Annotated in this window: 22 protein-coding genes; 16 read left to right on the forward strand and 6 right to left on the reverse strand. The window is 43.9% G+C overall.

From position 1 onward, the window contains the following. Positions 1 to 5 precede the first annotated feature (5 nt). The 5 genes from SJY39_RS05765 (at position 6) to sucD (ending at position 7,111) form a co-directional block, all read left to right on the forward strand. Positions 6 to 719, forward strand: coding sequence for a succinate dehydrogenase iron-sulfur subunit (locus SJY39_RS05765; protein ID WP_010436773.1), 714 nt, complete (start codon positions 6 to 8; stop codon positions 717 to 719). A gap of 97 nt (positions 720 to 816) precedes the next feature. Further along, the gene (sucA, locus tag SJY39_RS05770; RefSeq protein WP_010436776.1) at positions 817 to 3,636 is read left to right on the forward strand and encodes a 2-oxoglutarate dehydrogenase E1 component; all 2,820 of its coding nucleotides are present in this window, start codon (positions 817 to 819) and stop codon (positions 3,634 to 3,636) included. 21 nt (positions 3,637 to 3,657) lie between these two features. Further along, positions 3,658 to 4,866 (forward strand): 2-oxoglutarate dehydrogenase complex dihydrolipoyllysine-residue succinyltransferase, encoded by a 1,209-nt coding sequence (odhB, locus tag SJY39_RS05775; RefSeq protein WP_016767487.1) that lies wholly within the window; start codon positions 3,658 to 3,660, stop codon positions 4,864 to 4,866. Between the two features lie 206 nt (positions 4,867 to 5,072). Beyond that, the gene (gene sucC, locus SJY39_RS05780) at positions 5,073 to 6,239 is read left to right on the forward strand and encodes an ADP-forming succinate--CoA ligase subunit beta (protein WP_010436793.1); all 1,167 of its coding nucleotides are present in this window, start codon (positions 5,073 to 5,075) and stop codon (positions 6,237 to 6,239) included. Next, positions 6,239 to 7,111 (forward strand): succinate--CoA ligase subunit alpha, encoded by an 873-nt coding sequence (sucD, locus tag SJY39_RS05785; protein ID WP_004734209.1) that lies wholly within the window; start codon positions 6,239 to 6,241, stop codon positions 7,109 to 7,111. The genes sucC and sucD overlap by 1 nt, the downstream gene beginning before the upstream one ends. Before the next feature lie 138 nt (positions 7,112 to 7,249). On the opposite strand, the gene znuB is transcribed toward sucD, so the two are convergent. Together znuB and znuC are read right to left on the reverse strand one after the other, a co-directional pair. Next, on the reverse strand, positions 7,250 to 8,035 hold the full coding sequence (znuB, locus tag SJY39_RS05790; RefSeq protein ID WP_010436798.1) for a zinc ABC transporter permease subunit ZnuB: 786 nt from the start codon (positions 8,033 to 8,035) through the stop codon (positions 7,250 to 7,252). Next, positions 8,035 to 8,817: a zinc ABC transporter ATP-binding protein ZnuC gene (gene znuC, locus SJY39_RS05795; protein WP_010436800.1), complete on the reverse strand. Its 783-nt coding sequence runs from the start codon at positions 8,815 to 8,817 to the stop codon at positions 8,035 to 8,037. Before znuC ends, znuB begins: the two co-directional genes overlap by 1 nt. Positions 8,818 to 8,900: 83 nt before the next feature. Here znuC and znuA point away from each other — a divergent pair, with 83 nt between their 5' ends. Both znuA and SJY39_RS05805 read left to right on the forward strand, forming a co-directional pair. Beyond that, positions 8,901 to 9,785, forward strand: a complete 885-nt coding sequence (gene znuA / locus SJY39_RS05800) for a zinc ABC transporter substrate-binding protein ZnuA (protein WP_016793833.1) — start codon at positions 8,901 to 8,903, stop codon at positions 9,783 to 9,785. A 281-nt stretch (positions 9,786 to 10,066) separates the two neighbouring features. Then, entirely contained in the window at positions 10,067 to 13,417 is a 3,351-nt protein-coding gene (locus SJY39_RS05805) for an AraC family transcriptional regulator (RefSeq protein ID WP_016793834.1), read from the forward strand. Positions 13,418 to 13,446: 29 nt separating this feature from the next. Here SJY39_RS05805 and SJY39_RS05810 read toward each other — a convergent pair whose 3' ends face one another. Next, entirely contained in the window at positions 13,447 to 13,728 is a 282-nt protein-coding gene (locus SJY39_RS05810; protein ID WP_390241510.1) for a hypothetical protein, read from the reverse strand. A 416-nt stretch (positions 13,729 to 14,144) separates the two neighbouring features. Here SJY39_RS05810 and SJY39_RS05815 point away from each other — a divergent pair, with 416 nt between their 5' ends. From SJY39_RS05815 to SJY39_RS05825, 3 genes are read left to right on the forward strand one after another with little or no spacing between them, the layout of a single operon-like run. After that, on the forward strand, positions 14,145 to 14,366 hold the full coding sequence (locus SJY39_RS05815) for a FeoA family protein (protein ID WP_004734203.1): 222 nt from the start codon (positions 14,145 to 14,147) through the stop codon (positions 14,364 to 14,366). After that, positions 14,367 to 16,640 (forward strand): Fe(2+) transporter permease subunit FeoB, encoded by a 2,274-nt coding sequence (gene feoB, locus SJY39_RS05820; protein WP_010436809.1) that lies wholly within the window; start codon positions 14,367 to 14,369, stop codon positions 16,638 to 16,640. Next, positions 16,637 to 16,867: a FeoC-like transcriptional regulator gene (locus SJY39_RS05825; protein WP_010436811.1), complete on the forward strand. Its 231-nt coding sequence runs from the start codon at positions 16,637 to 16,639 to the stop codon at positions 16,865 to 16,867. The genes feoB and SJY39_RS05825 overlap by 4 nt, the downstream gene beginning before the upstream one ends. A gap of 132 nt (positions 16,868 to 16,999) precedes the next feature. On the opposite strand, the gene SJY39_RS05830 is transcribed toward SJY39_RS05825, so the two are convergent. Together SJY39_RS05830 and argS are read right to left on the reverse strand one after the other, a co-directional pair. Next, positions 17,000 to 17,428 carry an HIT domain-containing protein gene (locus tag SJY39_RS05830; RefSeq protein ID WP_010436813.1) on the reverse strand — a complete coding sequence of 143 codons (429 nt, stop codon included), beginning with the start codon at positions 17,426 to 17,428 and terminating at the stop codon, positions 17,000 to 17,002. A 269-nt stretch (positions 17,429 to 17,697) separates the two neighbouring features. Then, on the reverse strand, positions 17,698 to 19,431 hold the full coding sequence (gene argS / locus SJY39_RS05835) for an arginine--tRNA ligase (protein WP_010436816.1): 1,734 nt from the start codon (positions 19,429 to 19,431) through the stop codon (positions 17,698 to 17,700). A 348-nt stretch (positions 19,432 to 19,779) separates the two neighbouring features. On the opposite strand from argS, the gene SJY39_RS05840 reads away from it, so the two are divergent. Next, positions 19,780 to 20,385 (forward strand): VOC family protein, encoded by a 606-nt coding sequence (locus SJY39_RS05840; protein ID WP_010436821.1) that lies wholly within the window; start codon positions 19,780 to 19,782, stop codon positions 20,383 to 20,385. Positions 20,386 to 20,499: 114 nt separating this feature from the next. On the opposite strand, the gene purU is transcribed toward SJY39_RS05840, so the two are convergent. Continuing rightward, positions 20,500 to 21,333, reverse strand: a complete 834-nt coding sequence (purU, locus tag SJY39_RS05845) for a formyltetrahydrofolate deformylase (RefSeq protein ID WP_010436824.1) — start codon at positions 21,331 to 21,333, stop codon at positions 20,500 to 20,502. 281 nt (positions 21,334 to 21,614) lie between these two features. Here purU and SJY39_RS05850 point away from each other — a divergent pair, with 281 nt between their 5' ends. From SJY39_RS05850 to SJY39_RS05870, 5 genes are all read left to right on the forward strand, one after another. Then, positions 21,615 to 21,815, forward strand: a complete 201-nt coding sequence (locus tag SJY39_RS05850) for a hypothetical protein (RefSeq protein ID WP_010436827.1) — start codon at positions 21,615 to 21,617, stop codon at positions 21,813 to 21,815. 160 nt (positions 21,816 to 21,975) lie between these two features. Next, positions 21,976 to 23,904 carry an ATP-dependent DNA helicase gene (locus tag SJY39_RS05855; protein ID WP_016767494.1) on the forward strand — a complete coding sequence of 643 codons (1,929 nt, stop codon included), beginning with the start codon at positions 21,976 to 21,978 and terminating at the stop codon, positions 23,902 to 23,904. A gap of 59 nt (positions 23,905 to 23,963) precedes the next feature. Further along, complete coding sequence (tsaB, locus tag SJY39_RS05860; protein WP_010436833.1) at positions 23,964 to 24,665, forward strand: tRNA (adenosine(37)-N6)-threonylcarbamoyltransferase complex dimerization subunit type 1 TsaB; 702 nt, start codon at positions 23,964 to 23,966, stop codon at positions 24,663 to 24,665. A 105-nt stretch (positions 24,666 to 24,770) separates the two neighbouring features. After that, complete coding sequence (locus SJY39_RS05865; RefSeq protein ID WP_010436836.1) at positions 24,771 to 25,076, forward strand: hypothetical protein; 306 nt, start codon at positions 24,771 to 24,773, stop codon at positions 25,074 to 25,076. 39 nt (positions 25,077 to 25,115) lie between these two features. Next, positions 25,116 to 25,676, forward strand: a complete 561-nt coding sequence (locus tag SJY39_RS05870; RefSeq protein WP_010436838.1) for a Slp family lipoprotein — start codon at positions 25,116 to 25,118, stop codon at positions 25,674 to 25,676. The last annotated feature ends 1 nt before the right edge of the window (position 25,677 follow it).

Here is a 25,677-nt window from a genome sequence, read left to right on the forward strand (position 1 = left end):
TGACCATGAAACTGAATTTCTCTTTATATCGTTACAATCCAGATGTCGACCAAAAGCCTTACATGAAGGAATACACCCTAGAGGTGGATGAAGGTTCAGACATGATGCTTTTGGACGCGCTTATTCTGTTGAAAGAACAAGATCCAACAATCTCATTCCGTCGCTCGTGCCGTGAAGGTGTGTGTGGTTCAGATGGTCTGAACATGAACGGTAAGAATGGACTGGCTTGTATTACTCCGTTGTCTGCGCTTTCTGGCCAAGACAAAATTGTAATCCGCCCATTACCTGGTTTGCCAGTTGTTCGTGACTTGATTGTCGATATGACGCAGTTCTACGACAACTACGAGAAGGTTAAGCCATTCCTCGTGTCAGACGGCAATGTACCGCCGGCACGTGAAAACTTACAAAGCCCTGATGAGCGCGCGCATTTAGATGGACTGTACGAATGTATCATGTGTGCATGTTGTACAACTTCATGCCCGTCGTTCTGGTGGAACCCTGATAAATTCATCGGTCCTGCTGGCTTGCTTGCAGCGTACCGTTGGCTAATTGATAGCCGAGATACGGCGACAGACGAACGTTTGTCCGATCTTGATGATGCATTTAGCGTTTTTCGTTGCCATGGCATCATGAATTGTGTAAGTGTTTGTCCTAAGGGATTAAATCCGACGAAAGCGATTGGTCATATTAAGACCATGCTGGTAAATCGTTCGGTTTAAGTTATAAAAAAATTGCCGCCCTAGAAGTTTTGGGGCGGCCTTTTAATAGCTCGGCTCAGACCGCAGCAAACGTGAAAACTACTGGTTAAGGGAAAATATGCACAACGGCGTGATGAAGGCATGGCTCGAGTCTTCACACTTGGCTGGCGCCAATGCAACGTACGTAGAAGAACTCTATGAACTGTATCTAAGTGATCCCGATTCGGTAAGTGACGAATGGAGAAGCGTTTTCGAAGAATTGCCTGTGCAAGCTTCAGAAACGGTGGAACAACCACACTCTCGTGTTCGTGAATACTTCCGTCGACTCGCTCAAGAAACAAAGCATTACAGTGTCCAAGTTAGTGATCCAGATGTCGATGCGAAACAAGTAAAAGTTCTGCAACTTATTAATGCCTATCGATTCCGAGGGCATCAAGCAGCAAATCTAGACCCCCTCGGTCTATGGAAAAGAGATACAGTTGCAGAGCTGGATCCTTCTTTCCACACTCTTACCGAAGATGACCTCAATGAGACGTTTAACGTCGGTTCTTTTGCCATAGGCCAAGAGACGATGGTGCTTAAAGATCTCTATAAATCTCTTAAGCAAACTTATTGTGGATCTATCGGTGCTGAATACATGCACATGACGAATACAGAGCAAAAACGTTGGATTCAACAACGTTTAGAATCTGTATCTGGTCAACCATCTTTCAATAAAGAAGAAAAGCAAGCTTTCCTAGAAGAGCTAACAGCTGCTGAAGGTCTTGAGCGCTATCTTGGTGCTAAGTTCCCAGGCGCTAAACGTTTCTCATTAGAAGGTGGTGATGCTCTTATTCCAATGACGAAAGAAATTATTCGTCATGCTGGTGGACAAGGCATGCGTGAAGTTGTTGTTGGTATGGCTCACCGTGGTCGTCTAAACATGCTGGTCAATGTGCTTGGTAAAAAGCCACAAGATCTGTTTGACGAATTTGCGGGCAAGCACAATGACGACACGTGGGGCACTGGTGATGTGAAATACCACCAAGGTTTCTCTGCAGACTTCGCAACACCAGGCGGCAATGTTCACCTAGCACTCGCATTTAACCCATCACACTTAGAAATCGTAAACCCGGTAGTTATCGGCTCAGTGCGTGCTCGTCAAGATCGTCTAGGCGATAAAGATGGCAGCAGCGTACTTCCAATTACTATTCACGGTGACTCAGCAATTGCTGGCCAAGGTGTAGTACAAGAGACGTTTAACATGTCTCAAGCGCGTGGTTTCTGTGTCGGTGGTACGGTTCGTATCGTTGTAAATAACCAAGTTGGTTTTACAACATCTAACCCTCGCGATACACGCTCTACGATGTACTGTACTGATATTGCGAAGATGGTTCAGGCTCCGATTTTCCATGTCAACTCTGATGATCCAGAAGCGGTCGCTTTCGTTGCTCGCCTGGCACTAGATTATCGTAATACGTTTAAGCGTGATGTTGTTATTGATTTGGTTTGTTACCGTCGCCATGGTCACAATGAAGCCGATGAGCCAAACGCAACACAGCCTTTGATGTACCAAAAAATCAAGAAGCACCCAACACCACGTAAGCTGTATGCTGACGTACTGATGGAGCGCGGTGAGTTTGGTATTGATACGGCAACCCAACTCGTTAACGAATATCGTGATGCACTTGATCACGGTGAAGTTGTGGTTAAAGAGTGGCGCCCAATGGCACTTCATTCTGTTGACTGGTCTCCATACCTTGGTCACGACTGGAACATTGAATGGGACAACAAAATTGATATCGAGCGCCTGAAAGAGCTTGGTAGCAAACTTTGCCAATACCCAGACAGCCATAAGCTGCAAAGCCGAGTCAATAAACTGTACAACGATCGTACTGCCATGGTGAATGGTGAAAAACAAGTCGATTGGGGTATGGCTGAAACTCTGGCTTACGCAACACTGGTTGATGATGGAAAACGCATTCGTATCTCTGGCCAAGATTCTGGTCGTGGTACCTTCTTCCACCGTCACTCAGTTTTGCACAATCAATCAGATGCGAGCACTTACGTTCCTCTTGCGAACATCCATGATAAACAAGGGCCATTCCAAGTGTTTGACTCTGTGTTATCTGAAGAAGCAGTACTAGCGTTTGAGTATGGTTATGCAACAGCAGAGCCAAGCGGTCTAACCCTTTGGGAAGCACAATTTGGTGATTTCGCAAACGGTGCACAGGTTGTGATCGACCAATTTATCTCATCAGGTGAGCAAAAGTGGGCACGTCTATGCGGCCTAACAATGTTACTTCCTCACGGTTATGAAGGCCAAGGCCCAGAGCACTCTTCTGCACGTCTTGAGCGTTACCTTCAGTTATGTGCTGAACAAAACATGCAGGTTGTTGTTCCTTCAACGCCGGCGCAGGTTTATCACATGATTCGACGTCAGGTTGTTCGACCAATGCGTCGTCCTCTGATCGTAATGTCGCCTAAATCATTGCTTCGTCACCCTTTGTGTACGTCTTCTATGGAAGATTTAGCCGAAGGTACGTTCCAACCAGCAATAGCAGAAATTGATGATCTGGCTCCTGAGAACGTAAAACGCGTCGTGTTCTGTTCAGGTAAGGTTTACTTTGACCTGCTTGATCAAAGACGTAAGAACGAGCAAGACGATGTCGCTATTGTACGTATTGAGCAACTTTACCCGTTCCCTTATGAGGACGTAAGAGCTGCAATCGCACAGTACACAAATGTAGTCGATTACGTTTGGTGTCAAGAAGAGCCACAAAACCAAGGTGCTTGGTACAGTAGCCAACATAATTTCCGAGCTGCTATCCCAGTAGGTGCTGATATTCAATACGCAGGTCGTCCTGCGTCAGCATCACCAGCTGTTGGCTATATGTCGGTACACTTGAAACAACAAAAAGCGTTAGTTGACGACGCTTTGACCCTACTTAAGAACTAGAAGTAAAAGGAAAATACGCACATGACAATTGAAATTCTGGTTCCAGATTTACCTGAATCTGTGGCTGATGCAACAGTTGCTACTTGGCACAAAAAACCGGGCGAAGCGGTTGCACGTGATGAAGTCATTGTAGATATCGAAACAGATAAAGTAGTTCTAGAAGTACCGGCTCCTGAAGCGGGTGTTCTGGAAGCTATCATCGAAGAAGAAGGTGCTACGGTACTTTCTAAACAGCTTCTGGCTAAAATCAAGCCGGGTGCTGTCGCTGGTGAACCAACGAAAGACACCACTGAAGATACAGAAGCATCTCCTGATAAGCGCCATAAGGCTGCGCTAACAGAAGAGAACAACGATGCACTAAGCCCAGCTGTTCGTCGCCTGCTTGCTGAACACAACCTACAACCGGTTGACGTTAAAGGCACTGGTGTTGGTGGTCGTATTACTCGTGAAGACATCGACGCACATCTAGCAGCAGCGAAAGCGGCGCCGGCAGCAGCATCTGCACCAGCAGTTGAAGCGCCAGCAGCGGCTCGTAGCCAAAAACGTGTGCCTATGACTCGCCTACGTAAGACAGTTGCAAACCGTCTTCTAGAAGCGAAAAACAGCACAGCAATGCTGACTACTTTCAACGAAGTGAATATGAAGCCAATCATGGACCTTCGTAAGCAGTACAAAGACCAATTTGAGAAGCGTCACGATACGCGTCTTGGTTTCATGTCTTTCTACGTGAAAGCAGTAACAGAAGCACTGAAACGTTTCCCAGAAGTGAACGCTTCTATTGATGGTACAGATATCGTTTATCACAACTACTTCGACATCAGCATGGCAGTATCAACGCCACGTGGTCTGGTGACTCCAGTACTGAAAGACTGTGACACACTAGGTTTCGCTGACATCGAAAAAGGCATCAAAGAGCTAGCAATCAAAGGCCGTGACGGCAAGCTAACTGTTGACGAGCTGATGGGCGGTAACTTTACTATCACAAACGGTGGTGTATTTGGTTCTCTAATGTCTACGCCAATCATTAACCCGCCTCAAGCGGCAATTTTGGGTATGCACAAAATCCAAGACCGTCCAATGGCTGTTGATGGCAAGGTAGAGATTCTACCAATGATGTACCTAGCGCTTTCTTACGATCACCGTCTAATCGATGGCCGTGAATCAGTTGGCTTCCTAGTGACCATCAAAGAGCTTCTAGAAGATCCTGCACGTCTGCTATTAGACGTTTAGTATCGCTAAAACGTCTAGTTAACCCTGTTAGCTAGACGTAAAAAGTTTCAAAGGCTAGGCTGCTCAACGTCTGGCCTTCAATTGAACTGTAAAGCCATTAGAAAATGGACAGCAGTTGATTTGAGAAGACCCTACAGACGTAACACAGGAAACTGTGTCGTTATGGAAATAATAATCCCTTAAGGGAAAATAAACGGAATATCAAAATGAATTTGCATGAATACCAAGCCAAACAGCTGTTTGCAGAATTCGGTTTGCCTGTACCTGAAGGTTTCGCGTGTGACACAGCACAAGAAGCTTTCGAAGCTGCAGGCCGTATTAGTACAGCCAAGAAAGTTGTTAAGTGTCAAGTACACGCTGGTGGTCGCGGTAAAGCGGGCGGCGTAGAGCTACATGACACTAAAGAAGGCGTTAAAGAGTTTGCACAAAAGTGGCTAGGTAAAAACCTAGTGACTTACCAAACAGACGCTAATGGTCAGCCTGTAACAAAAATCCTAGTTGAAGAAGCATCGAACATTGCTAACGAGCTTTATCTAGGTGCTGTTGTTGACCGTGCAACGCGCAAAATTGTATTCATGGCGTCAACTGAAGGCGGTGTGGACATTGAGAAGATCGCTGAAGAAACTCCAGAGTTGATTCACCAATCTGCGATCGACCCTCTTGTTGGCCCTCAAGCTTACCAAGGTCGTGAACTTGCGTTCAAACTTGGTCTAGTTGGCGATCAAATTAAACAGTTCGTTAAGATCTTCATGGGTCTTGGCCAAATGTTCTCTCAGTACGACCTAGCTCTACTAGAAATCAACCCGCTTGTAATCACTGGCGAAGGCAACCTGCTTTGTCTAGACGGCAAGATCAACATCGACTCAAACGCGATGTACCGTCAGCCTAAACTACGTGAAATGCACGATCCATCTCAAGAAGACGAACGCGAAGCACACGCAGCACAGTGGGAACTGAACTACGTAGCACTTGATGGCAACGTTGGCTGTATGGTTAACGGTGCAGGCCTTGCGATGGGTACGATGGATATCGTAAACCTACACGGCGGCAAGCCAGCAAACTTCCTTGATGTAGGTGGCGGCGCGACAAAAGAACGTGTAGCTGAAGCATTCAAGATCATCCTTTCTGATGACAATGTTAAAGCAGTACTAGTAAACATCTTCGGTGGCATCGTTCGTTGTGACATGATCGCTGAAGGTATTATCGGTGCGGTTAAAGAAGTTGGCGTAACAGTTCCTGTAGTTGTTCGTCTAGAAGGTACTAACGCAGACCTAGGTCGCGAAGTACTTGCTAATTCTGACGTTGATATCATTGCAGCTGAATCTCTAACAGATGCTGCTCAGAAAGTTGTTGCTGCTGCGGAGGCTAAATAATGTCTGTATTAATTAACAAAGACACTAAAGTAATCTGTCAGGGTTTCACTGGCGGTCAAGGTACATTCCACTCAGACCAAGCTATCGCATACGGTACGCAAATGGTTGGTGGTGTTTCACCTGGTAAGGGTGGTCAAACTCACCTAGGCCTTCCAGTATTCAACACAGTACGTGAAGCAGTAGAAGTAACAGGCGCAACAGCAACCGTTATCTATGTACCAGCTCCTTTCTGTAAAGATGCAATCCTAGAAGCAATTGATGCAGGTATCGAACTGATCGTAACGATCACTGAAGGTATCCCTACAACAGATATGATCGACGTTAAAGTGAAGCTAGAAGAAACTGGCGTTCGCATGATCGGTCCTAACTGTCCAGGTCTTATTACTCCAGATGAGTGTAAGATTGGTATTATGCCTGGTCATATCCATAAGAAGGGTAAAGTAGGTATTGTATCGCGCAGCGGTACTCTGACGTACGAAGCAGTTAAGCAAACAACAGATGAAGGCTTTGGTCAGTCAACATGTGTTGGTATCGGTGGTGACCCAATCCCAGGTTCAAACTTCATTGATATCCTAAAACTTTTCCAAGAAGACCCAGAGACTGAAGCAATCGTAATGATTGGTGAAATCGGTGGTACTGCGGAAGAAGAAGCGGCTGAGTTCATCAAAGCGAACGTAACTAAGCCAGTTGTTTCTTACATCGCTGGTGTTACAGCTCCTCCGGGTAAACGTATGGGCCACGCAGGCGCAATCATTTCTGGCGGTAAAGGTACTGCTGAAGATAAATTCGCAGCACTAGAAGCAGCAGGCGTTAAGACAGTTAAGTCTCTTGCTGACATCGGTAAAGGCCTACGTGAAATCACAGGTTGGTAATCAGCTAACTTTTATCGAATGAGATAGAAGTTAACTGAACGATATAAAAAAGGCTTGGTCACTGACCAAGCTTTTTTATGTTCCCGAGATACGAGATACGAGATACGAGATACGAGATACGAGATACGAATCGTATGATTACGCTCGGGTCTTAACCATCTGAGATAGCATAAACATCGCAGCCGCACTGATAACCACAGACGGGCCAGCAGGCGTGTCATAGAACCAAGACAAGCTTAATCCACCGAATACAGAGATAGAGCCAATAATGGAAGCAAGGAACGCCATCTGTTCCGGTGTATTAGAAAACTTCCTTGCAGTTGCTGCTGGAATGATTAGCAGTGATGTCATGATCAACGCACCCACAAATTTCATACCGACAGCAATCACGATACCAACAAGCAGCATCAAAATCAGACGCATTAAATCAATGTTTATACCGTCAACAGCCGCGAGATCTTCGTTAACTGTCGTTGATAATAGTGGTCGCCAAAAGATAGCCAGTACCAGTCCAATTACAGCGGCACCCGCATAGATGAACACTAAATCAGTCGGAGATACCGCCAGCAAGTCACCAAATAGGTAGCTCATCAGATCAATACGAACATTGTCTAAGAAGCTGACAGCAACCAAGCCAAGTGATAGCGCACTGTGCGCCAAAATACCGAGTAGGGTATCCGTCGCGACCAGCTTTTGTTTTTGCAATGTTACGAGCAACACAGCCAGCATCAAACAACAGATCAGCAGCGCGAAGTACAAGTTAATGTTGAACAGGAAGCCAAGCGCTAAGCCCATCAGAGAGGCGTGTGCAAGGGTGTCACCAAAGTAAGCCATCTTGCGCCACACTACGAACGAACCCAGTGGTCCAGCAATAAGAGCAATGCCTAAGCCTGCAAGAATAGAAGGTAGAAGAAACTCAAGCATTAGTGGTGATGTCCGTGTTTATGGTTGGAGCAGTCGTGCACATCTCCAGAAACTGGCTGGCCGGCCAAGTCATGGTGATGGTGGTCATGTTGGTGGTGGTAGAAAGCCAAACTCTCTTGAACCGCGGTACCGAATAGCGCGATATAAGAAGGGTGGTGCTTGATATCAGCTGGTGCACCAGAGCAACAGATGTGGTGATGCAGACAGATCACATCGTCTGTTTTTGCCATCACTAAATGCAAGTCATGTGAAACCATAAACACAGCACAACCAAAGCGGTGACGGATGGAATCTATCAGATCGTAAAGATCGATTTGGCCTTGTACATCAACACCTTGTGCGGGTTCATCAAGAACGAGCAGATCGGGTCTTTTCAAAAGAGAGCGAGCGATCAGCACACGTTGGTTTTCGCCACCAGACAGTTGATGCATGTTACTTTTCATCAGGTGTTCAGCGCCCACTAGCATCAAAGACTCTAGGATCTCTTGTTTACTGAATTTTCCGGTGAGCTTAAGAAAACGCTCTACATTGAGAGGCAGAGAGTCGTTCAGCTTTAGCTTTTGAGGAACGTAACCAATTTTTAGTTTTTTTGATTTGGTGATCTTTCCGGAATATTTGTTCTGGAGCCCAAGTAGTACCTTAACTAAGGTTGATTTCCCCGCGCCATTTGGCCCAATTAGGGTAGTGATTCTGCCACGCTCTAAATTTAGAGATATGTTGTCTAAAACTTTTCGACCGTCAAATTCGACGCTCACAGAATCTAGTTGGATTAAGTTATCCATGAATAGAACTCATTTGCAATTCGCTAATGTTATAATGTAACATTTACCTCAAGCCTAAGCTACTTTTCTATTATCGAGGGATTATGTCACGTTCATCTTTTATACTTGCTACTTTGCTTTTAGCGCCAAGTGTTGCAAGTGCTAATACTATTTTAACAAGTTTTAAACCAATTCAAATGATTGTCACGGAATTAACGCAAGGCGTTAGTGAACCGGATGTGCTAATGAACAGTAATGCTTCGCCGCATGATTATGCGCTTAAGCCATCTGATGTCAAAAAAGTTCATAGTGCTGACATGGTGATTTGGTTCGGTCCTGACCTTGAAGCCTTTTTGACTAAGGTGATTGGTTCGAAAGAAAACGTTATAAAGATCAGTTCAATTCCTGGCATTAACTTGAGAGAATTTGGGCATGAAGACCACGACGCGCATGAAGGACATAACCATGGTAGCCATGACCCACATTTTTGGCTAGGTATCGATCAAGTTGAAGTCGCCGCTAAATATATCTCAGCTAAGTTGATTGAAACTGATCCTGATAACGCGATGGCGTATCAAGAGAACCTAGATTCATTCCTCATTGCTTTGAAAGATAAAGAACAATCGATTCGTGACCAAATTGCACCAGTGAAAAATAAAGGTTATTACGTGTTCCACGATGCGTATGGTTACTTTGAACAAGAATTTGAATTGAATAACTTAGGTCACTTTACGGTTAGTCCTGAACGTAAACCCGGAGCTAAAAGTCTGATTGCAATCAAGAAAACTTTGGTACGTGACAATGTCCAATGTGTATTCTCTGAGCCTCAATTTACACCTGCTGTGATTGAGTCGGTAACTCGTGGAAGTAATGCGAAGCAAGGGCAACTTGACCCGGTAGGTTCAAGTGTTGAAGTGAAGAGTGGAAGTTATTTCGATTTTCTTCAGCAACTTACAGATAGTTACACAAGCTGCTTAAGTGCTGAGTAATTAATATAAAGTAGTCATTACCTTACTTTGTTCCCGATAATTCATGAATCATGCCGCTTTTTTGCGGCATTTTCGTGACCGCTAAGATAAAACCTTTCAACAAATCGTAAACCTCCTTTCTCCCTCGTTAAATTCCGCTAAAATAGAAAGATAATTATAATCACAAAAAAACTCAGCTTATGTTCAAGCAGTGGTGAACCATTGCGGCTACTGAAATTTCATGTGTTGTTGCTGTTCAGGATTAAAAGTTGTATCAGATTATCTTCAAAGTGCTCATGTTAATGAGTGTTTCATTTAGCGTTCTAGCGGTAAATACATCACCCTCTGTTTTCTATCCTTTGCCTGTTCAAGCACAAGGGAATTTTCTTGCGGCCAAAAACCTATATCTCGGGGCTGGAGGAGGTCTCTGGATCCACGATGTGCATGGAAAAGTTCTATTTTACGATGGTCGTACCCTGCTACCGAGAAAGGGCAGTCTTCTACAATTTTCTTCAGAAAAAGTGGCGTTTCTCAACGATGAATTTTGGAGTTTTTTCGATAACGAGGTTTATCGACATACCCCAGGTATCGGTAATGAGCTCGCGTTTAGTCTAAGCCCCGGTGCTGAGATCGTTAATATCGGTGTATCTGGTGATTATATTTGGGTGACTGATGGTAGCAATTTTTATACTTACAATACGCAATCTCTAGAATTCAACACTTATTCATTACTCAAGCTGTATCGATATAACAATAGCAGTGACATCGTAATTAATGACGCAGAGCGTGTGTTGTCTAAATGGGTATTAGCGACGAGTTCTGGAGTTTATCTTTCAGAAAATCAAGAGTTTACTCACATTGCCGCATCAGACAAGCACCACATTGAGACGGTTTATTTCTCGAACACTAGACGCGAACTCATTATTGGGACTTTAAATGGTGCGGTCATTGTTGATCTTGCTGATCCAGATAAAGAGATATTTGTTCGAGGTTCACATGTGTTGTCTCTTGCTGAAACGTCTGATCAATATTGGATAGGTACAGAGCACGGGCTCGTTAGCTATAATTTTATTACTGGTCAAGTTACACGTTTTGATCAAGCTGCCAATCAAGATTTCTCATTGCCAGGCGAGAAAATATATTCGCTGATCAATGACCATGCGGGGGGAATGTGGGTTGCGACCAATAATGGTATTCGATATTTTTCACTATTCAGTAAGACATTCTCTAGAACGCCGCTAACAGGAATGGGAATGCATTCCAGCAGCGTGGTGATAAATAGGATACAGCCTGTGAATGATAATCTATCGTGGGTTGCATCTTCGATGGGGCTGTATTTAGTCGACTCTCAAAGTGAAGCCCCCCCAGTTCGTGTTTATCAAAAACCTGTAAAGGACTTAGAGGTTTTTGATACTTCAATCTGGCTGGCAACAGAAAACGGTATTATTAGTATTAATACCAATACATTAGAACTTCAAGAGCTCAACTTACCGAGAGCTGTTGAGGGTATCCACATTGAGAACTTTGCGCTTCAAGCTGACAATGTGCTCTGGATGAGTTCGGGGCAAAACCTTTATTCATTGTTGCTTGATACTATGGCTCTCACCAGTTATGGCACTGATTGGTTGGTTGATAAGTTTTTGCCAGCGAAAATTACTGACCTTAATATGGGTTTGCAAGGCAGTCTTTATATTGGTACAGATCACGGATTCTATTCCTTTATTGATAAGAGAATTAGCTTCAGTCGTTTGAGTGAGCGGTTTGGTAAAGTTGTTGATATCGAACAGGCCAAAGATGGCGCACAGTGGTTCGCGGGTAGTTATGGGGTGTATCGAATGCCTCATGACACCAACGTCATTGAAGAGGTTGCTCTTATTGAAGATAACATTAGCCCAAATTGCTTGATCAGCGATGATAACGGTGTTTGGTTAGGGTCTTCGAAAGGTGTAAGTTACTACGGGCTTGATGGGCAATTACTCAAACATATTGGTTCGCCATTTGGTCTGATCACTAATGAACTGACTGCTGGTGCGTGTGCCCTGTTTTACAGTGATGAGAATCAATCATCTCGGTTGGTTTTAGGCTCAAAATATGGTGTGGTTACAGCACTGTCCAATGAGTTATTGGTTTCGACCACACCTCATAGCCGAGCATTACTCAGTAAGATAAGTGTTGATCAGCAAACTGTATCACTTGGTGGTAAAACAGTTGACCTAGAGGAAGTGCCTTACGGTTCATCGATTGGCTTTAAGCTTGGTATTTTACCCGCGACATTCGCGCCTGCGATGGAATATCGGCTCACCGATGACGAGCCGTGGAGCGAATTTGAAGGTGGTTTGTTAACACTGGATCATTTGCTCCCAGGTGATTACACGCTAGAAGTTAAGCCGGTGAAAGATTCTCATTATCGATTTGTGTCTACAACCCAAAGTTTCTCAATTGCTGAGCCTTGGTACTTGAGTAATTGGGCTGTAGCTAGTTCTCTTACGATGTTAATTGGATTGGTGACTGTTCTTGTTTTTTGGCGTTCGCGTTATGTCACTTTTGCCAACAGACACTTGAAAGCGCAAGTTGCATTAAAAACGGACCAGCTGAGACATCAAAGTCGTATTTTATTGACGACCAATCAACAACTCAAGAAACAGCTGTTGGTCAAAAATGTTTTGGTCTCACATACAGCGAAGGAGTTATCTGATGAAGTGACTCAGATTGCTGCGATGTTACCTAGTTGGAACGATGACCAAGGTCAGTCACCAATCCTGACGTTGAAGAACGGGCTCGCCCAATTGACCAATAGCCAAGAAGGTTCAGAGACAGTCTGTTGCGATGTAATTTTAGTATTGGAATCTGTGCTTAAAGCGTGGAAAGGTGATCTAGCTAAAGCGGGTATTGAGCTCTATATTAACGTTGAAACCAAGCATAGGCATGTGTCGTTGTTGTATTTCAATTTGGATATCATTTTTAATAGCTTAGTTGCGAGTATCATTAAGAGAAATTTTAAATCGCAGAGTATGGTGGTATTGGTTGAAGAGGTTGAAGAGCATTTAGTCGTGACCATTCGCGATCATGGTATGCCTTTTCCTAAATTGGCTTCATCGATTAATGAAAGTAATGGAAAGTCGACTGATCTTAATATCGAGAAACTACCTTTGTTAATCAATCAAAGCGGTGGCGAGCTCAACGCTTTTGTTTCTGATTCTCAAAACAAGGTTCAGCTTTCATGGCCAATTGAATATCAGGTTTTGGATGACCTTGAAGCAAGCACAATAGAACAGATTGAAACGATTAAGCTTGCCGCTTCGTCACCAGAGCAACAAAAACTGACGGCAGAACAAGAATGGAAAAATAAAGTGTCTCAGCTTGTTAGTGAACATTACGCTGATGCGGAGTTTGGCACTGCAACAGCTGCTAAATACTTGTTCATGTCCGAGAGAAGCTTACAACGACGCTTTAAATCGGCTTACAACAAGACATTCAAAGAGCACCTTAATCAAGTTCGCTTAGAGCATGCTTGTGAAAGGTTATTGGCCGGAGAAAAGGTGTCAGACGTCGCGTTCGATTCTGGCTTTAATGACCCTTCTTATTTCAGCCAGCGATTTAAGCACCACTTTGGCATGTCTCCATCTAAGTTTGCGGAAAATAACGAAGAGTAATCAACCGCAGGTTTATTCCTGTCTAAAGGTCAATAAAGACACCTTGAGCCTCGACATTCATGTCGGGGCTTTTTTAGGGTTTTACGGAAGATACGGAAGATACGGAAGATACGGAAGATACGGAAGATACGGAAGATACGGAAGATACGGAAGATACGGAAGATACGGAAGATACGGAAGATACGGAAGATACGGAAGATACGAAAGATACGGAAGATACGGAAGATACGAAAGATATTTGGAGTTGGGAGTTCTAACGATTTTTGGTGGAAAGTGACAAAATTAAGGAAAGAAAAAAAATATCGTGGCATAGCCGGGGGGACTATACCACGGGTGCCAAGGACACCTTCGCTTGCTGCCGGAGTGATATGGAAACCACACCACCTCTGGAATAAAATTAAAGAGAAGTAATTTCTCTTCGATGGAGAAACTATACGGTGAGTTACTTATTTTACTTATAAAATTAACGCCAGATATCTGTGAGAAAACCGACATTGTATTAAGTTGTTGATATTTAATGATTTATTTTGGTTTTGATTGGGCGGTACTCGTGAGGTAGTTCTCGCTAATTGTTGAAAGTAACGTTTTTGACGTAAACGTTTTTAACGAAATTTACGAGTATGTATTTCCGAAAACTTTGATTTCACACAATAGAATTGTGGTCATGTATGTGTATCATGGCTGTTAATAACAATCTTTCTCATTATCAGTCACGAATTGGGTATTTATGAAACTTTCACAACTCGAGCAAGGAAAAGCGGCTTCTATTGTTGCACTAACAGGCCTAACACCGGACGTTAGAAAAAAACTAATGGTTATGGGGATGCTGCCAAAAACCGAGGTGACGTTGATTCGTCGCGCACCTATGGGTGATCCGCTTCAAGTTGAAGTGAGAGGGGTTTCAATTGCCATTCGTGAAAGCATTGCAGAACAAATCGAGGTTATCTAAATGGATTATCAAGTTCTTACCGTTGGTAACCCTAATAGTGGTAAAACAACATTATTCAATGCACTGACTGGTGCGAAACAGCACGTTGGTAACTGGGTTGGTGTAACCGTAGAAAAGAAAACGGGTTTGTATTCGCATGCGGGCGATCAGTTTCAACTGACTGACCTTCCAGGTATCTACGCTCTTGATAGTGGTAATGATGCTAACAGTATTGATGAATCTATCGCGTCTCGTGCCGTTTTGACTCATCCAGCTGACGTTATCATCAATGTTGTCGACGCTAGCTGTCTAGAACGAAGCTTATACATGACATTACAGCTACGTGAGTTGGGGCGCCCAATGATCGTTGTGTTGAACAAAATGGATGTGTTAAAGCGTGAACGTCAGGTGATTAATCTTAAAGCGCTAGAGAAAGAGCTAGGTTGCCCTGTGCTAAGTTTGTCTGCAAACGACAAAGGTCAAGTGGTTCGCTTTAAAGAGCGTCTTCATAAACTGCTTGTTCAAGGTGTGAGCCTTGATCCTATTTCTATTGATTACGACGTAGCTTTAGAGGCATTGATTCCTTCTGTTGAATCACAGTTCGATGATGCTGATGTTTCTCACCGAGCTTTGGCTATTCGTGCGTTAGAAAATGATTACTTGGTATTAAATGGGCTTGCCCCTCACACTCGCACCCAAATTGATAGTGTGCGTCTTAGTGCTGAGTTTGATATCGACCTCGCTGTTGCTGATGCAAAATACACTTTCTTACACGACCTTTGTAAACGTGTTCGTCGCAGCGAAGGTAAGCTAAGCCGCAACTTTACAGAGAAAGCAGACCAATTCATTTTGAATAAATGGGTCGGTATTCCTTTCTTCTTCGTCATCATGTACCTAATGTTCATGTTCTCTATCAATATTGGTAGTGCGTTTATCGATTTCTTCGATATTGGTGTAGGGGCAATATTAGTTGATGGTGGACACCACTTACTGGATGGCCACTTACCTGTTTGGTTAGTAACCATACTCGCTGATGGTATCGGCGGTGGTGTTCAAACGGTTGCGACTTTCATTCCTGTTATCGCTGCACTGTACCTGTTCTTAGCTGTACTCGAAAGCTCGGGTTACATGGCTCGTGCGGCATTTGTACTTGATAAAGTAATGCAGAAGATTGGCTTACCGGGTAAAGCATTTGTACCGCTTGTACTGGGCTTTGGTTGTAACGTGCCTTCAATTATGGCGACGCGTACTCTTGACCAAGAACGCGAACGTAAACTGGCTGCATCAATGGCGCCGTTTATGTCATGTGGTGCTCGTCTTCCGGTGTACGCACTGTTCGCAGCAGCATTCTTCCCTGGCGCGGGACAAAACGTGGTATTCGCTCTGTACATCATGGGTATTGTTGCTTCTGTGTTTACGGGTCTGTTCCTTAAGAACACCATCTATCCAGGTAGCAGCGATAGCTTAGTAATGGAAATGCCAGATTACGAATTGCCGACAGTGCAAAACGTAATGCTTAAAACGTGGCAAAAACTGAAGCGTTTCGTACTTGGCGCAGGTAAAACTATCGTAATGGTTGTGGCAATCCTGAGCTTCTTGAACTCGCTAGGTATGGACGGCAGCTTTGGTAATGAAGACAGCGAAAACTCTGTGTTGTCTAAAGCGGCTCAAGTTGTAACGCCTGTATTCCAACCGATTGGTATTACGGAAGATAACTGGCCAGCAACGGTTGGTATTATTACGGGTATCTTCGCTAAAGAAGCGGTGGTGGGTACATTAAACAGTTTATATACAACACCATCCGATGAAGAAGCGGCTGAATTTGATTTAGCAGCAAGCCTGCAAGAAGCGGTAATGACCATTCCTGAAAACCTATCTGGCTTGAGTTATTCAGATCCTCTAGGTATTGAAGTTGGTGATTTGTCTGATTCAAGTTCTGTGGCGGCTGATCAAGAAGTGGATACCTCTATCTTTGGTAACTTGAAAGATAAATTCGTGTCAGGGCATGCTGCATTCGCTTACTTGATTCTTATTCTGCTTTACACACCTTGTGTGGCAGCGATGGGTGCTTATGTTCGTGAATTTGGTCAGATGTTTGCACGCTTCATAGCGGTTTGGACGATGGCTCTTGGGTACTTTGGTGCGACCTTCTACTACCAAGCAGCAAACTTTGCTGCCCATCCAGTGACAAGTGCAGTATGGATGGTGGCGATTGCTGGTGGTTTTGTGGTGACGTATCGTGTCTTCAAGAAAGTGGGCAGTAAGCAGAAAGCCTTAGAGGTGCAAGTCGTATGATTTTAACTGAACTTCATCAATACATTGATAGCCAAGGCGTTGCGGCTCGCAAAGAGCTCGCTGCAAAGTTTGGCATGAGTGAAGATGGCGTCGATGCGATGCTGAGTGTGTGGGTCAAGAAAGGAAAAGTTTCTCGCTTGGTCGATACCAACAAACATGGTCATACAACGCGTATTCGCTATACCATCAGTAAACAAGATGGTTTGTCGCTTAACGTGATGATGTAGTTCAGAGCTACATACACTCGTTGATAACGGCGAGGCTAGAAAATTAAAAAAGCCGCTTATTTTAGATAAGCGGCTTTTTGTTATGTGTCTTTTCTGAACTGTTAGGCTTTAAAGTTTAACGAGATATTCGAATTACGCTTTCTTGAAGATAGAGCTCAGTGACAGAACATTTTGAATACGAGTCAGGACAGCTGCTTGATCTTCTTCACTGCGTTGTTCGCCTTTGGTGTTACCCCATACAGGACCTGGCCACGCGATGTCATCTTTGAAGCGTGCAATATGGTGAATGTGTAGCTGAGGCACCATATTACCTAGCGCGCCTAGGTTTAACTTGTCTGGTTGGAACGTTGCTTCTAATGCTTGGCTTACCGCTTGAGACTCAAGCAAGAACTGCTGTTGTTCTTTCATTGGTAAGTGATGCAACTCTTTTAGGTTGGCACGTTTTGGTACCAAGATAACCCAAGGCACTGCACTGTCTTTGCTTAGCAGTGCCAAGCTTAGTGGAAATTCGCCGATAAGCGTGGTGTCTTTTGCTAACTGTGGGTTAAGTTCAAAGCTCATTATTATTATCCATTTCGATGTCTTGAAGTCATACCAATCACAGTAAGTAAATGATCAGAAATAGCGCAGGAAAAAGGTTTGAGAACAAGGCAGATTCTTTTGATAAGTAGTTACTCTACAATCAAAAATTCTAACGCAGTTATCGAGCGTTTTAACTAGCTAGGATGATTAGTTATTTACTACGATTGGTATCAGTATATGTTAGATAAAACAAAAGGTTGATGCTCTCACATCAACCTTTGTATTTATTCATTGTAACCCGAACGGAATTACATACGCTCTAGAGTTTCAATACCAAGAAGCGACAGACCTTGCTTGATAGTCTTAGCTGTCAGTGCAGCAAGCTTCAGGCGGCTTTGCTTAACGGTTTCATCTTCAGCCACAAGGATAGGGCATGCTTCGTAGAAGCTAGAGAATTGACCAGCAAGTTCGAATAGGTAGCTACACATGATGTGTGGCTGACCTTCGCGAGCAACAGACTGTACCGCTTCTTCAAATTGTAGAAGTTTTGCGATAAGTGCTTTCTCTTTCTCTTCAGTGACTTTGATTTCACCTTCAAGAGAGTCCATAGAAATGCCAGCTTTAGCAAAGATTGAAGCAACACGAGTGTATGCGTACTGCATGTACGGTGCTGTGTTGCCTTCAAATGCAAGCATGTTGTCCCAATCAAATACGTAGTCAGTAGTACGGTGCTTAGAAAGGTCTGCGTACTTAACCGCTGCCATTGCAACTGTGTTAGCAATTGTTGCTTTTTCTTCTTCCGCTAGTTCTGGGTTCTTAGATTCGATTAGCTGTGCTGCACGAACTTCTGCTTCATCAAGAAGATCTGCAAGACGAACAGTACCGCCTGCTCGAGTCTTGAATGGCTTACCATCTTTACCTAGCATCATGCCGAACGCGTGGTGCTCAAGAGAAACAGACTCTGGGATGTAGCCAGCTTTGCGAACGATAGTCCAAGCTTGCATTAAGTGTTGGTGTTGACGCGAGTCGATGAAGTAAAGAACACGATCAGCGCCTAACTCTTCAAAACGGTATTTTGCACAAGCAATATCGGTTGTTGTGTAAAGGAAGCCGCCATCACGTTTCTGGATGATAACGCCCATTGGGTCGCCATCTTTGTTTTTGTATTCGTCTAGGAATACAACTTGTGCACCATCATCTTCTTTAGCAAGACCTTGCTCTTTCAGATCTGCAACGATAGTTGGTAGCATGTTGTTGTACATACTTTCGCCCATTACGTCATCACGAGTAAGAGATACGTTTAGACGGTCGTAGTTACGTTGGTTTTGAATCATAGTAACGTCAACTAGCTTCTTCCACATCTCTGCGCAGAACTCATCGCCGCTTTGCAGTTTCACTACGTAGCCACGAGCTTTAACTGCGAACTCTTCGTCTTCGTCGTAAAGCTTTTTAGATTCACGGTAGAAGCCTTCAAGGTCAGCAAGTTCCATTGAAACTTCACCAGATTCAGCCTGAACGCGCTCAAGGTTTGCGATCAGCATACCGAATTGAGTTCCCCAGTCACCGATGTGGTTAGCACGGATAACGTTGTGACCTAAGAATTCTAGAGTACGAACAACCGCATCACCGATGATGGTTGAACGTAGGTGACCAACGTGCATTTCTTTTGCTACGTTTGGCGCAGAGTAATCTGCAACAATGGTTTGTGTTTCTGCTACTGCAACACCAAGACGAGAATCAGCCAACGCTGCATCTGCTTGTTTTGCTAGGAAAGCTTCATCTAGGAAGATGTTTAGGAAACCCGGACCAGCGATTTCAACTTTTGAAGCGATACCGTCTAGGTTTAGAACGTCCAATACTTTTTGAGCAAATTCTCGTGGGTTAGTGCCTAGTCGTTTAGCAACGCCCATAACGCCGTTTGCTTGGTAATCACCAAACTGTGGTTTTGCAGATTGGCGAACAGCAGCAGGAGAGCCTGCAGGTGCGCCAGCGGCTTCTAGAGCCTGAGATACTTTGTCATTAATAAGTGCTTGGATATTCACACGCGTTTCCTTCAATTCAAGGATGATAAGAGTGGCCATTATTTCATGGTCACTAAATTGGTTAATTATGCTTCTAGTTAACGATTTAATGCCGAAATGAACAGCAGACTCTGTTTAAGTTCACAGAAATGGCGGTAATCATACCAATTTTGTAAGGTTTCTTATAGGTCGAATTGATAGAAAATTAACATTTACTTAGGGGTTTTTGACAATCGACTTTTACCCGTCTGAGTTTGTCTGTTTGGGAAGCTGAGTTAGCGTACTTCGCTGAGTGTTTTTTGGCAAAGCAAGGCTTGTTGATGGAAGCAAAACTGATAACATGCAGCCATTATTTGGAGAATATAGACGATGACGATGAGCCTGAAGCAAGCTGAACTAGAACCACAACAAATGATCGCACGCCTTGATACCTTTATGGCAAAAATCGAGAACCTAGGAAATATCTTAGGTTTAGATTTAAGCTTTGCTCAAGCGGATCATATTGCGCTTCGAATCAATAAAACTGAATTAGCAAAATCTGCGCATCATGCATGGTCTGAATATGGTTCGACGATTTCAGAAGCTATGATCAACGGTCGTCCCATTGTGGTGTTGGCTTTTGATGAGCCATTACAAAGCCTAGGCTGGAGAATTGAATGCTTAGAGCTGCCATATCCTGCGGAAGGCAAGAGCTACCCTAGCCAAGATTGGGAGCACGTAGAGTTTGTGATTCCTTCTCACGCGCAAACCGCCGATGAGTATTTAGCGGATCTTAAAGAAACCTACCCGCTGTTTGCTGCTAACTTTGACACTTTGTCGGAGCACGGTGTTAAGGTAAAACTCTCTAGTCCGAAAGGCGAGGGTGAACGTTTGAATAACCCAACCGTTGCATTCAAGCATCAAGGGATTTGCATCAAGCTGCATCCACACACTTTGAAGAAGATTGTTGAGTCTGAACAAGCTGAATTTGAGTAGGGATTTACTGGGAATATCTTAAGCCAACCTGAGATTTAGATACAAAAAACGCGCAATGGGGTTAACCCTATTGCGCGTTTTTATTTCTGATTGGGAAGCTAATTAATATTCGGCTTACAGAATCACTGTTTTGTTACCATAAACAAATACATGATCGTTGACCACTTTGTTCAAGGCTTTGCTCAATACATTCTTTTCTACGTCACGACCAGCTTGTGCCATGTCTTTCGCGCTGAAGTTGTGATCCACAGGGATAACATCTTGCTTAATGATTGGACCTTCATCGAGATCGTTCGTTACAAAGTGCGCCGTAGCACCAATGATCTTAACACCACGCTCGTAGGCTTGTTGGTATGGCTTAGCACCAATGAAAGCTGGCAAGAAGCTGTGGTGAATGTTGATTATCTTATGGTTGTATTTTTCAACAAATCCCGGAGTCAACACACGCATGTACTTCGCAAGTACAAGGTAATCCGCCTCATATTGATCAATAACTTCAAGCATCTTCTTCTCATGCTCTTGGCGATTTAGCCCTTCATGAGAAACATGGTGATATGGGATGTCAAAACGTTCAGTTAGGCTTTGTAGCGTATCGTAGTTACCGACAACGGCCGCGATATCAACATCTAAGCTACCATCGAAATTTTTCATCAGAATATCGCCAAGGCAGTGTGCTTCTTTTGTCACCAAGATAACAACACGTTTGCGAGACGAATCTACAAGTTTACGTTTTGTGTTTTCTGGTAGAGCTTGGTCTAAATCAGCAAGCAGAGTTTCATCATTGAAATACCCTTCTAACTCGGTACGCATGAAAAAGTGACCACTTGTATTATCTACAAATTCATTGTTGTGGATAATATTGAGTTGGTGCTTGTAACAAATGTTGGTGATCTTTGAGATGAGGCCAGGGGCGTCAGTACAGTGTGTGAGTAACGTTTTTCTTTCCATTTGCATCTTACTTCCATGAAATATTTTTATTATTCAAATTAAATGCAGGCCGCCGAACGGTGAACTGAGCCGCAATATAACCGTTATAATTAATCTATTATCGAGTTGGTTTCAACAAATTCTGCTGTTCATTTATCGGTTTGAACAATTGCTTTATGTAGAAATATCCGTTTTTAGATAGTAATAAAGGCAGAAGCTTAGTTTTTATAGTTTTGACCTTAGTACGCATTTGAACTTCAACCGAGGTAATTCTTGCCGCGGTAAAAATAGAGGTGATACTTATGGATAAAGAGTTACTAGCAAAAAAATTGTACTGCAAGCGAGTGAATTCATTGGTGAGAGGTACCGAGTTAGACGGTAATATTCTAGATGAAATGTGGGAAAGTAAGACTTCACCATTCGATGCAGTAAAAGCCATCCAACCTTGTGATAACCATTTCGAAGGTGCTTCTTGGTTGTCGCGTTATCTTAGCCGAAAATGAAAACGATTCTTTGATTACTACTTCTCTGGTCGTTACCTATTAGGTCGCTTAAACCAAATCAAACGAAACCAAATACCTCCGGCGCGAAGTCATTCTTGATTCGCACCGGCTCACTAAACCTGACATAATTCGCCTTCTATTTTTCCAAGCCTCGTACTCTATGATATCTAAAACGTTTTCTGCTGATGGTGCTCTGGGTAAAGCGATTCCAGGGTTTCAACCACGACAAGCTCAGTTAGACATGGCTGAAGCGGTCTCACAAGCAATTCAACAACAAAGCCAATTAGTTGTTGAGGCAGGGACGGGTACCGGTAAGACGTTTGCTTATCTAGTACCGGCACTGCTTAGTGGTAAGAAAACCATTATTAGTACGGGGTCAAAAAACCTTCAAGAACAGCTATTTCATCGTGACTTACCATTGATGGTCGATGCGCTTGGTTTTTATGGTCAGGTTGCTTTGCTGAAAGGTCGTTCAAACTATTTATGTTTGGATAGGTTGAGCCGCCAAATGATAGAGAGTCATGGCACTCATACTGATCCAACACTACTAGCGCAATTGGTAAAAGTTCGTAGTTGGTCGTCATCCACTCAGACGGGTGATTTGGGTGATTGTGATGATATCGCTGAAGACAGCCCTGTTATCCCGACTATTACCTCAACTAATGATAACTGCTTAGGTAAAGAGTGCCCAAGCTACACTGATTGCTTCGTGCTTAAGGCGCGTAAAAAAGCGATGGACTCTGATGTTGTTGTAGTGAACCACCACTTGTTCTTAGCGGATTTAGCGATTAAAGAAACCGGATTTGGTGAACTGATACCTGAAGCCGATGTGTTTATTTTCGATGAAGCGCACCAACTTCCTGATATCGCCAGTCAGTATTTCGGGCAATCGGTTTCTAGTCGACAGATCCAGGAGCTAGCCAAAGACATTGAAATCGCTTACCGAACTGAAGCCAAAGACATGCGTCAGCTGCAGAAAGTAGGGGATAGACTCGTTCAATCGTCAGCTGATCTGCGTATCGTACTCGGTGATACCGGCTTTCGTGGTAACTGGCGTGAAGCATTGAAGTCAGAGTCGATTGCAAGAGAGCTAGTACGTTTACAAGATGCGTTGCAGCTTGCGGTCGATGTATTGAAATTGGCACTGGGGCGAAGTCAGTTATTAGATACGGCTTTTGAGCGTGCAACGATGATTAAGTCGCGTATCGAACGTGTATGTGATGTGTCGATTACCGGTTATTCCTATTGGTATGACACCACGCCACGCCACTTTGCTTTACACATCACACCATTGTCGGTCGCGGATAAATTCCACGAACAAATCGAGCTTAAACCGGGAGCATGGGTGTTTACCTCAGCAACTTTGGCTGTGTCGGACGATTTCGACCATTTCACCTCTCGACTCGGGTTAAAACCGTCAGCACAGTTTTCACTGCCAAGCCCGTTTGACTATCCAAATCAGGCGCGTTTGTGTGTGCCTCGCTATCTTCCCGAACCAAATAGTCCCGGCTTAGCGGATAAGCTAGTAAGAATGTTGACCCCTGTGATTGAGCAAAACCAAGGTCGCTGTTTCTTCTTGTGTACCTCTCACAGCATGATGAAAGAGCTAGGCGAAAGATTCCGTGAAACGCTCTCGGTTCCAGTCCTGCTACAAGGTGAGACAAGTAAACAAAAAACCTTAGCCGAATTCATGGAATTAGGTAACGCATTGCTGGTAGCCACTGGCGCTTTCTGGGAAGGGATAGATGTTAGGGGCGACGCATTAAGCTGTGTTATCATCGATAAATTGCCCTTTACAGCCCCTGATGATCCTTTATTAAAGGCTCGAATCGAAGACTGTAAGTTAAAAGGGGGTGATCCTTTTGCACAGGTGCAGTTGCCAGACGCTGTAATTACCTTGAAACAAGGTGTTGGCCGTTTGATACGTGATAAACGCGACAATGGCGCTTTGATTATTTGCGATAACCGCTTGGTGACTCGCGATTACGGTGGCATATTTTTGGCGAGTTTACCGCCTATCCCACGTACCCGTGACTTAGGGATTATTAAAGAATTCTTAGCTAAAGACCATTCAACCGCTGCTGAGTAATTAGCATTGTTGAGCTTAGCCATTATTTTTAGATTAGATAACGAATATTTGAGACACGAATGAGCGCGAAAATTCTTGCAGTAGATACCGCAACTGAAAACTGTTCAGTTGCACTAGTAATGGGTGACCAGGTGTTCGTACGTAGCGAAGAGGCTCCTCGAGATCATACGAAAAAAATTCTACCTATGGTTGATGAAGTACTGAAAGAAGCGAATGTCGCTTTAACCGATATCGACGCAATCGCGTTTGGCCAAGGCCCAGGCAGTTTCACGGGTGTGCGTATTGGTATCGGTATTGCTCAAGGCTTGGCTTTTGGTGCTGATTTACCGATGATCGGTGTGTCTACATTGGCAGCGATGGCGCAGGGCAGCTACCGTAAATTTGGTGAAACGCACGTAGCAACAGCGATTGATGCTCGCATGAGTGAAGTGTACTGGGCTCGTTACAGCCGTGAACAAGATGGTCGTTGGACTGCAGTTGATGCTGAGTGTGTTACACCACCAAGCGAATTAGCTGCGCAGCTTGAAGCGGATTCTGAGACATGGGCAAAAGTCGGTACAGGGTGGGAAGCGTATGCAGAGCATATGGACACACTAGCGATCAACACCAAAGCGTGTGAAGTGCTGTTCCCAGAAGCTCAAGATATGGCGTTCCTTGCTCAGTTTGCTTACGCAGACGGTAAAGCGGTTGCAGCAGAAGAGTCTGAGCCTGTTTATCTTCGTGATAAAGTGACGTGGAAAAAGCTGCCAGGTCGTGAGTAAATAGGTACTGTTTGGCTCTGCAACATATCTTGTAGAGCCATGATAAACTCATAATTCAGATCACTAAAGTCAGATCACTAAAGTCAGGTATAAAACTCTTCAAGCATGGTTTCAATAAACGGCTTACCTCCTTCTTCGATAGGCAATACATCCAAAACCAATCGAACCAATAAAAAGAATGAGGTAAAAAAAGGCGATGCAAAAACCTCAGTTGGTCAGCCAACTAGGGTCGCGAATGCTGTCTCGCATTCGATTCGCCAAGTTAAAGAATCTGAGATTCACAAAGCTCAGGTTCAATATGATCTTCCTGAAGGACGTGGACGACGTGCGATGGAAGAGTATATGGATGTGATGAATCAAGCTAAAAAAGAGGAACTTGCGAAGCTTATTGGGGTCGATATTTATATCTAGCTTTGCGCTCTTATTTCTCCTGTTCCAAGGACCAGCATTATGTTTTCTCTCATTTCTAAATCTCGCTTATTTTTCCTTGTTGCTTTCTCTTCGATGGTGATGGGGTGCTCATCGCTTCCAAAAGAACTTAATGCAAACTCAGAACAAGTGGTTACCAATTATCAGGAATGGGTAAACACCCTACCGGATGCGGGCGATGTTCGCTTAGGTGGTGTGATTGCCAAAGTAACTAATTTGAAAGATAAGACGCGTGTTGAAGTGGTTAATATGGCGATCTCAAGTAACGGGAAACCTGATCTAGATGCCGAGCCAAAAGGGCGTTTTGTTGCGTACATTGATGGTTATGTTGAACCATTGAGCTTTGCTGAAGGCCGATTGGTTACTTTAGTTGGCACATCAAATGGCTCAGAAGATAGCACCATTGGTGATTATCCTTATACCTTCCCAGTCATGAATGTATATAACCAACGCTTGTGGCAAATTACAGAGAGAGTGGTTGTGAACGACTTTGCTCCTACCTATTATTCATGTCGCAGCTTACATTGTCGTAGTTTCCAAACGATGCCAAGACAAGGCCGCGTAATTAAAGACGTCGAATAGG

Origin of the sequence: Vibrio sp. R78045 (assembly GCF_042466085.1) — a bacterium.
Taxonomy (GTDB): Bacteria; Pseudomonadota; Gammaproteobacteria; order Enterobacterales; family Vibrionaceae; genus Vibrio; species Vibrio cyclitrophicus.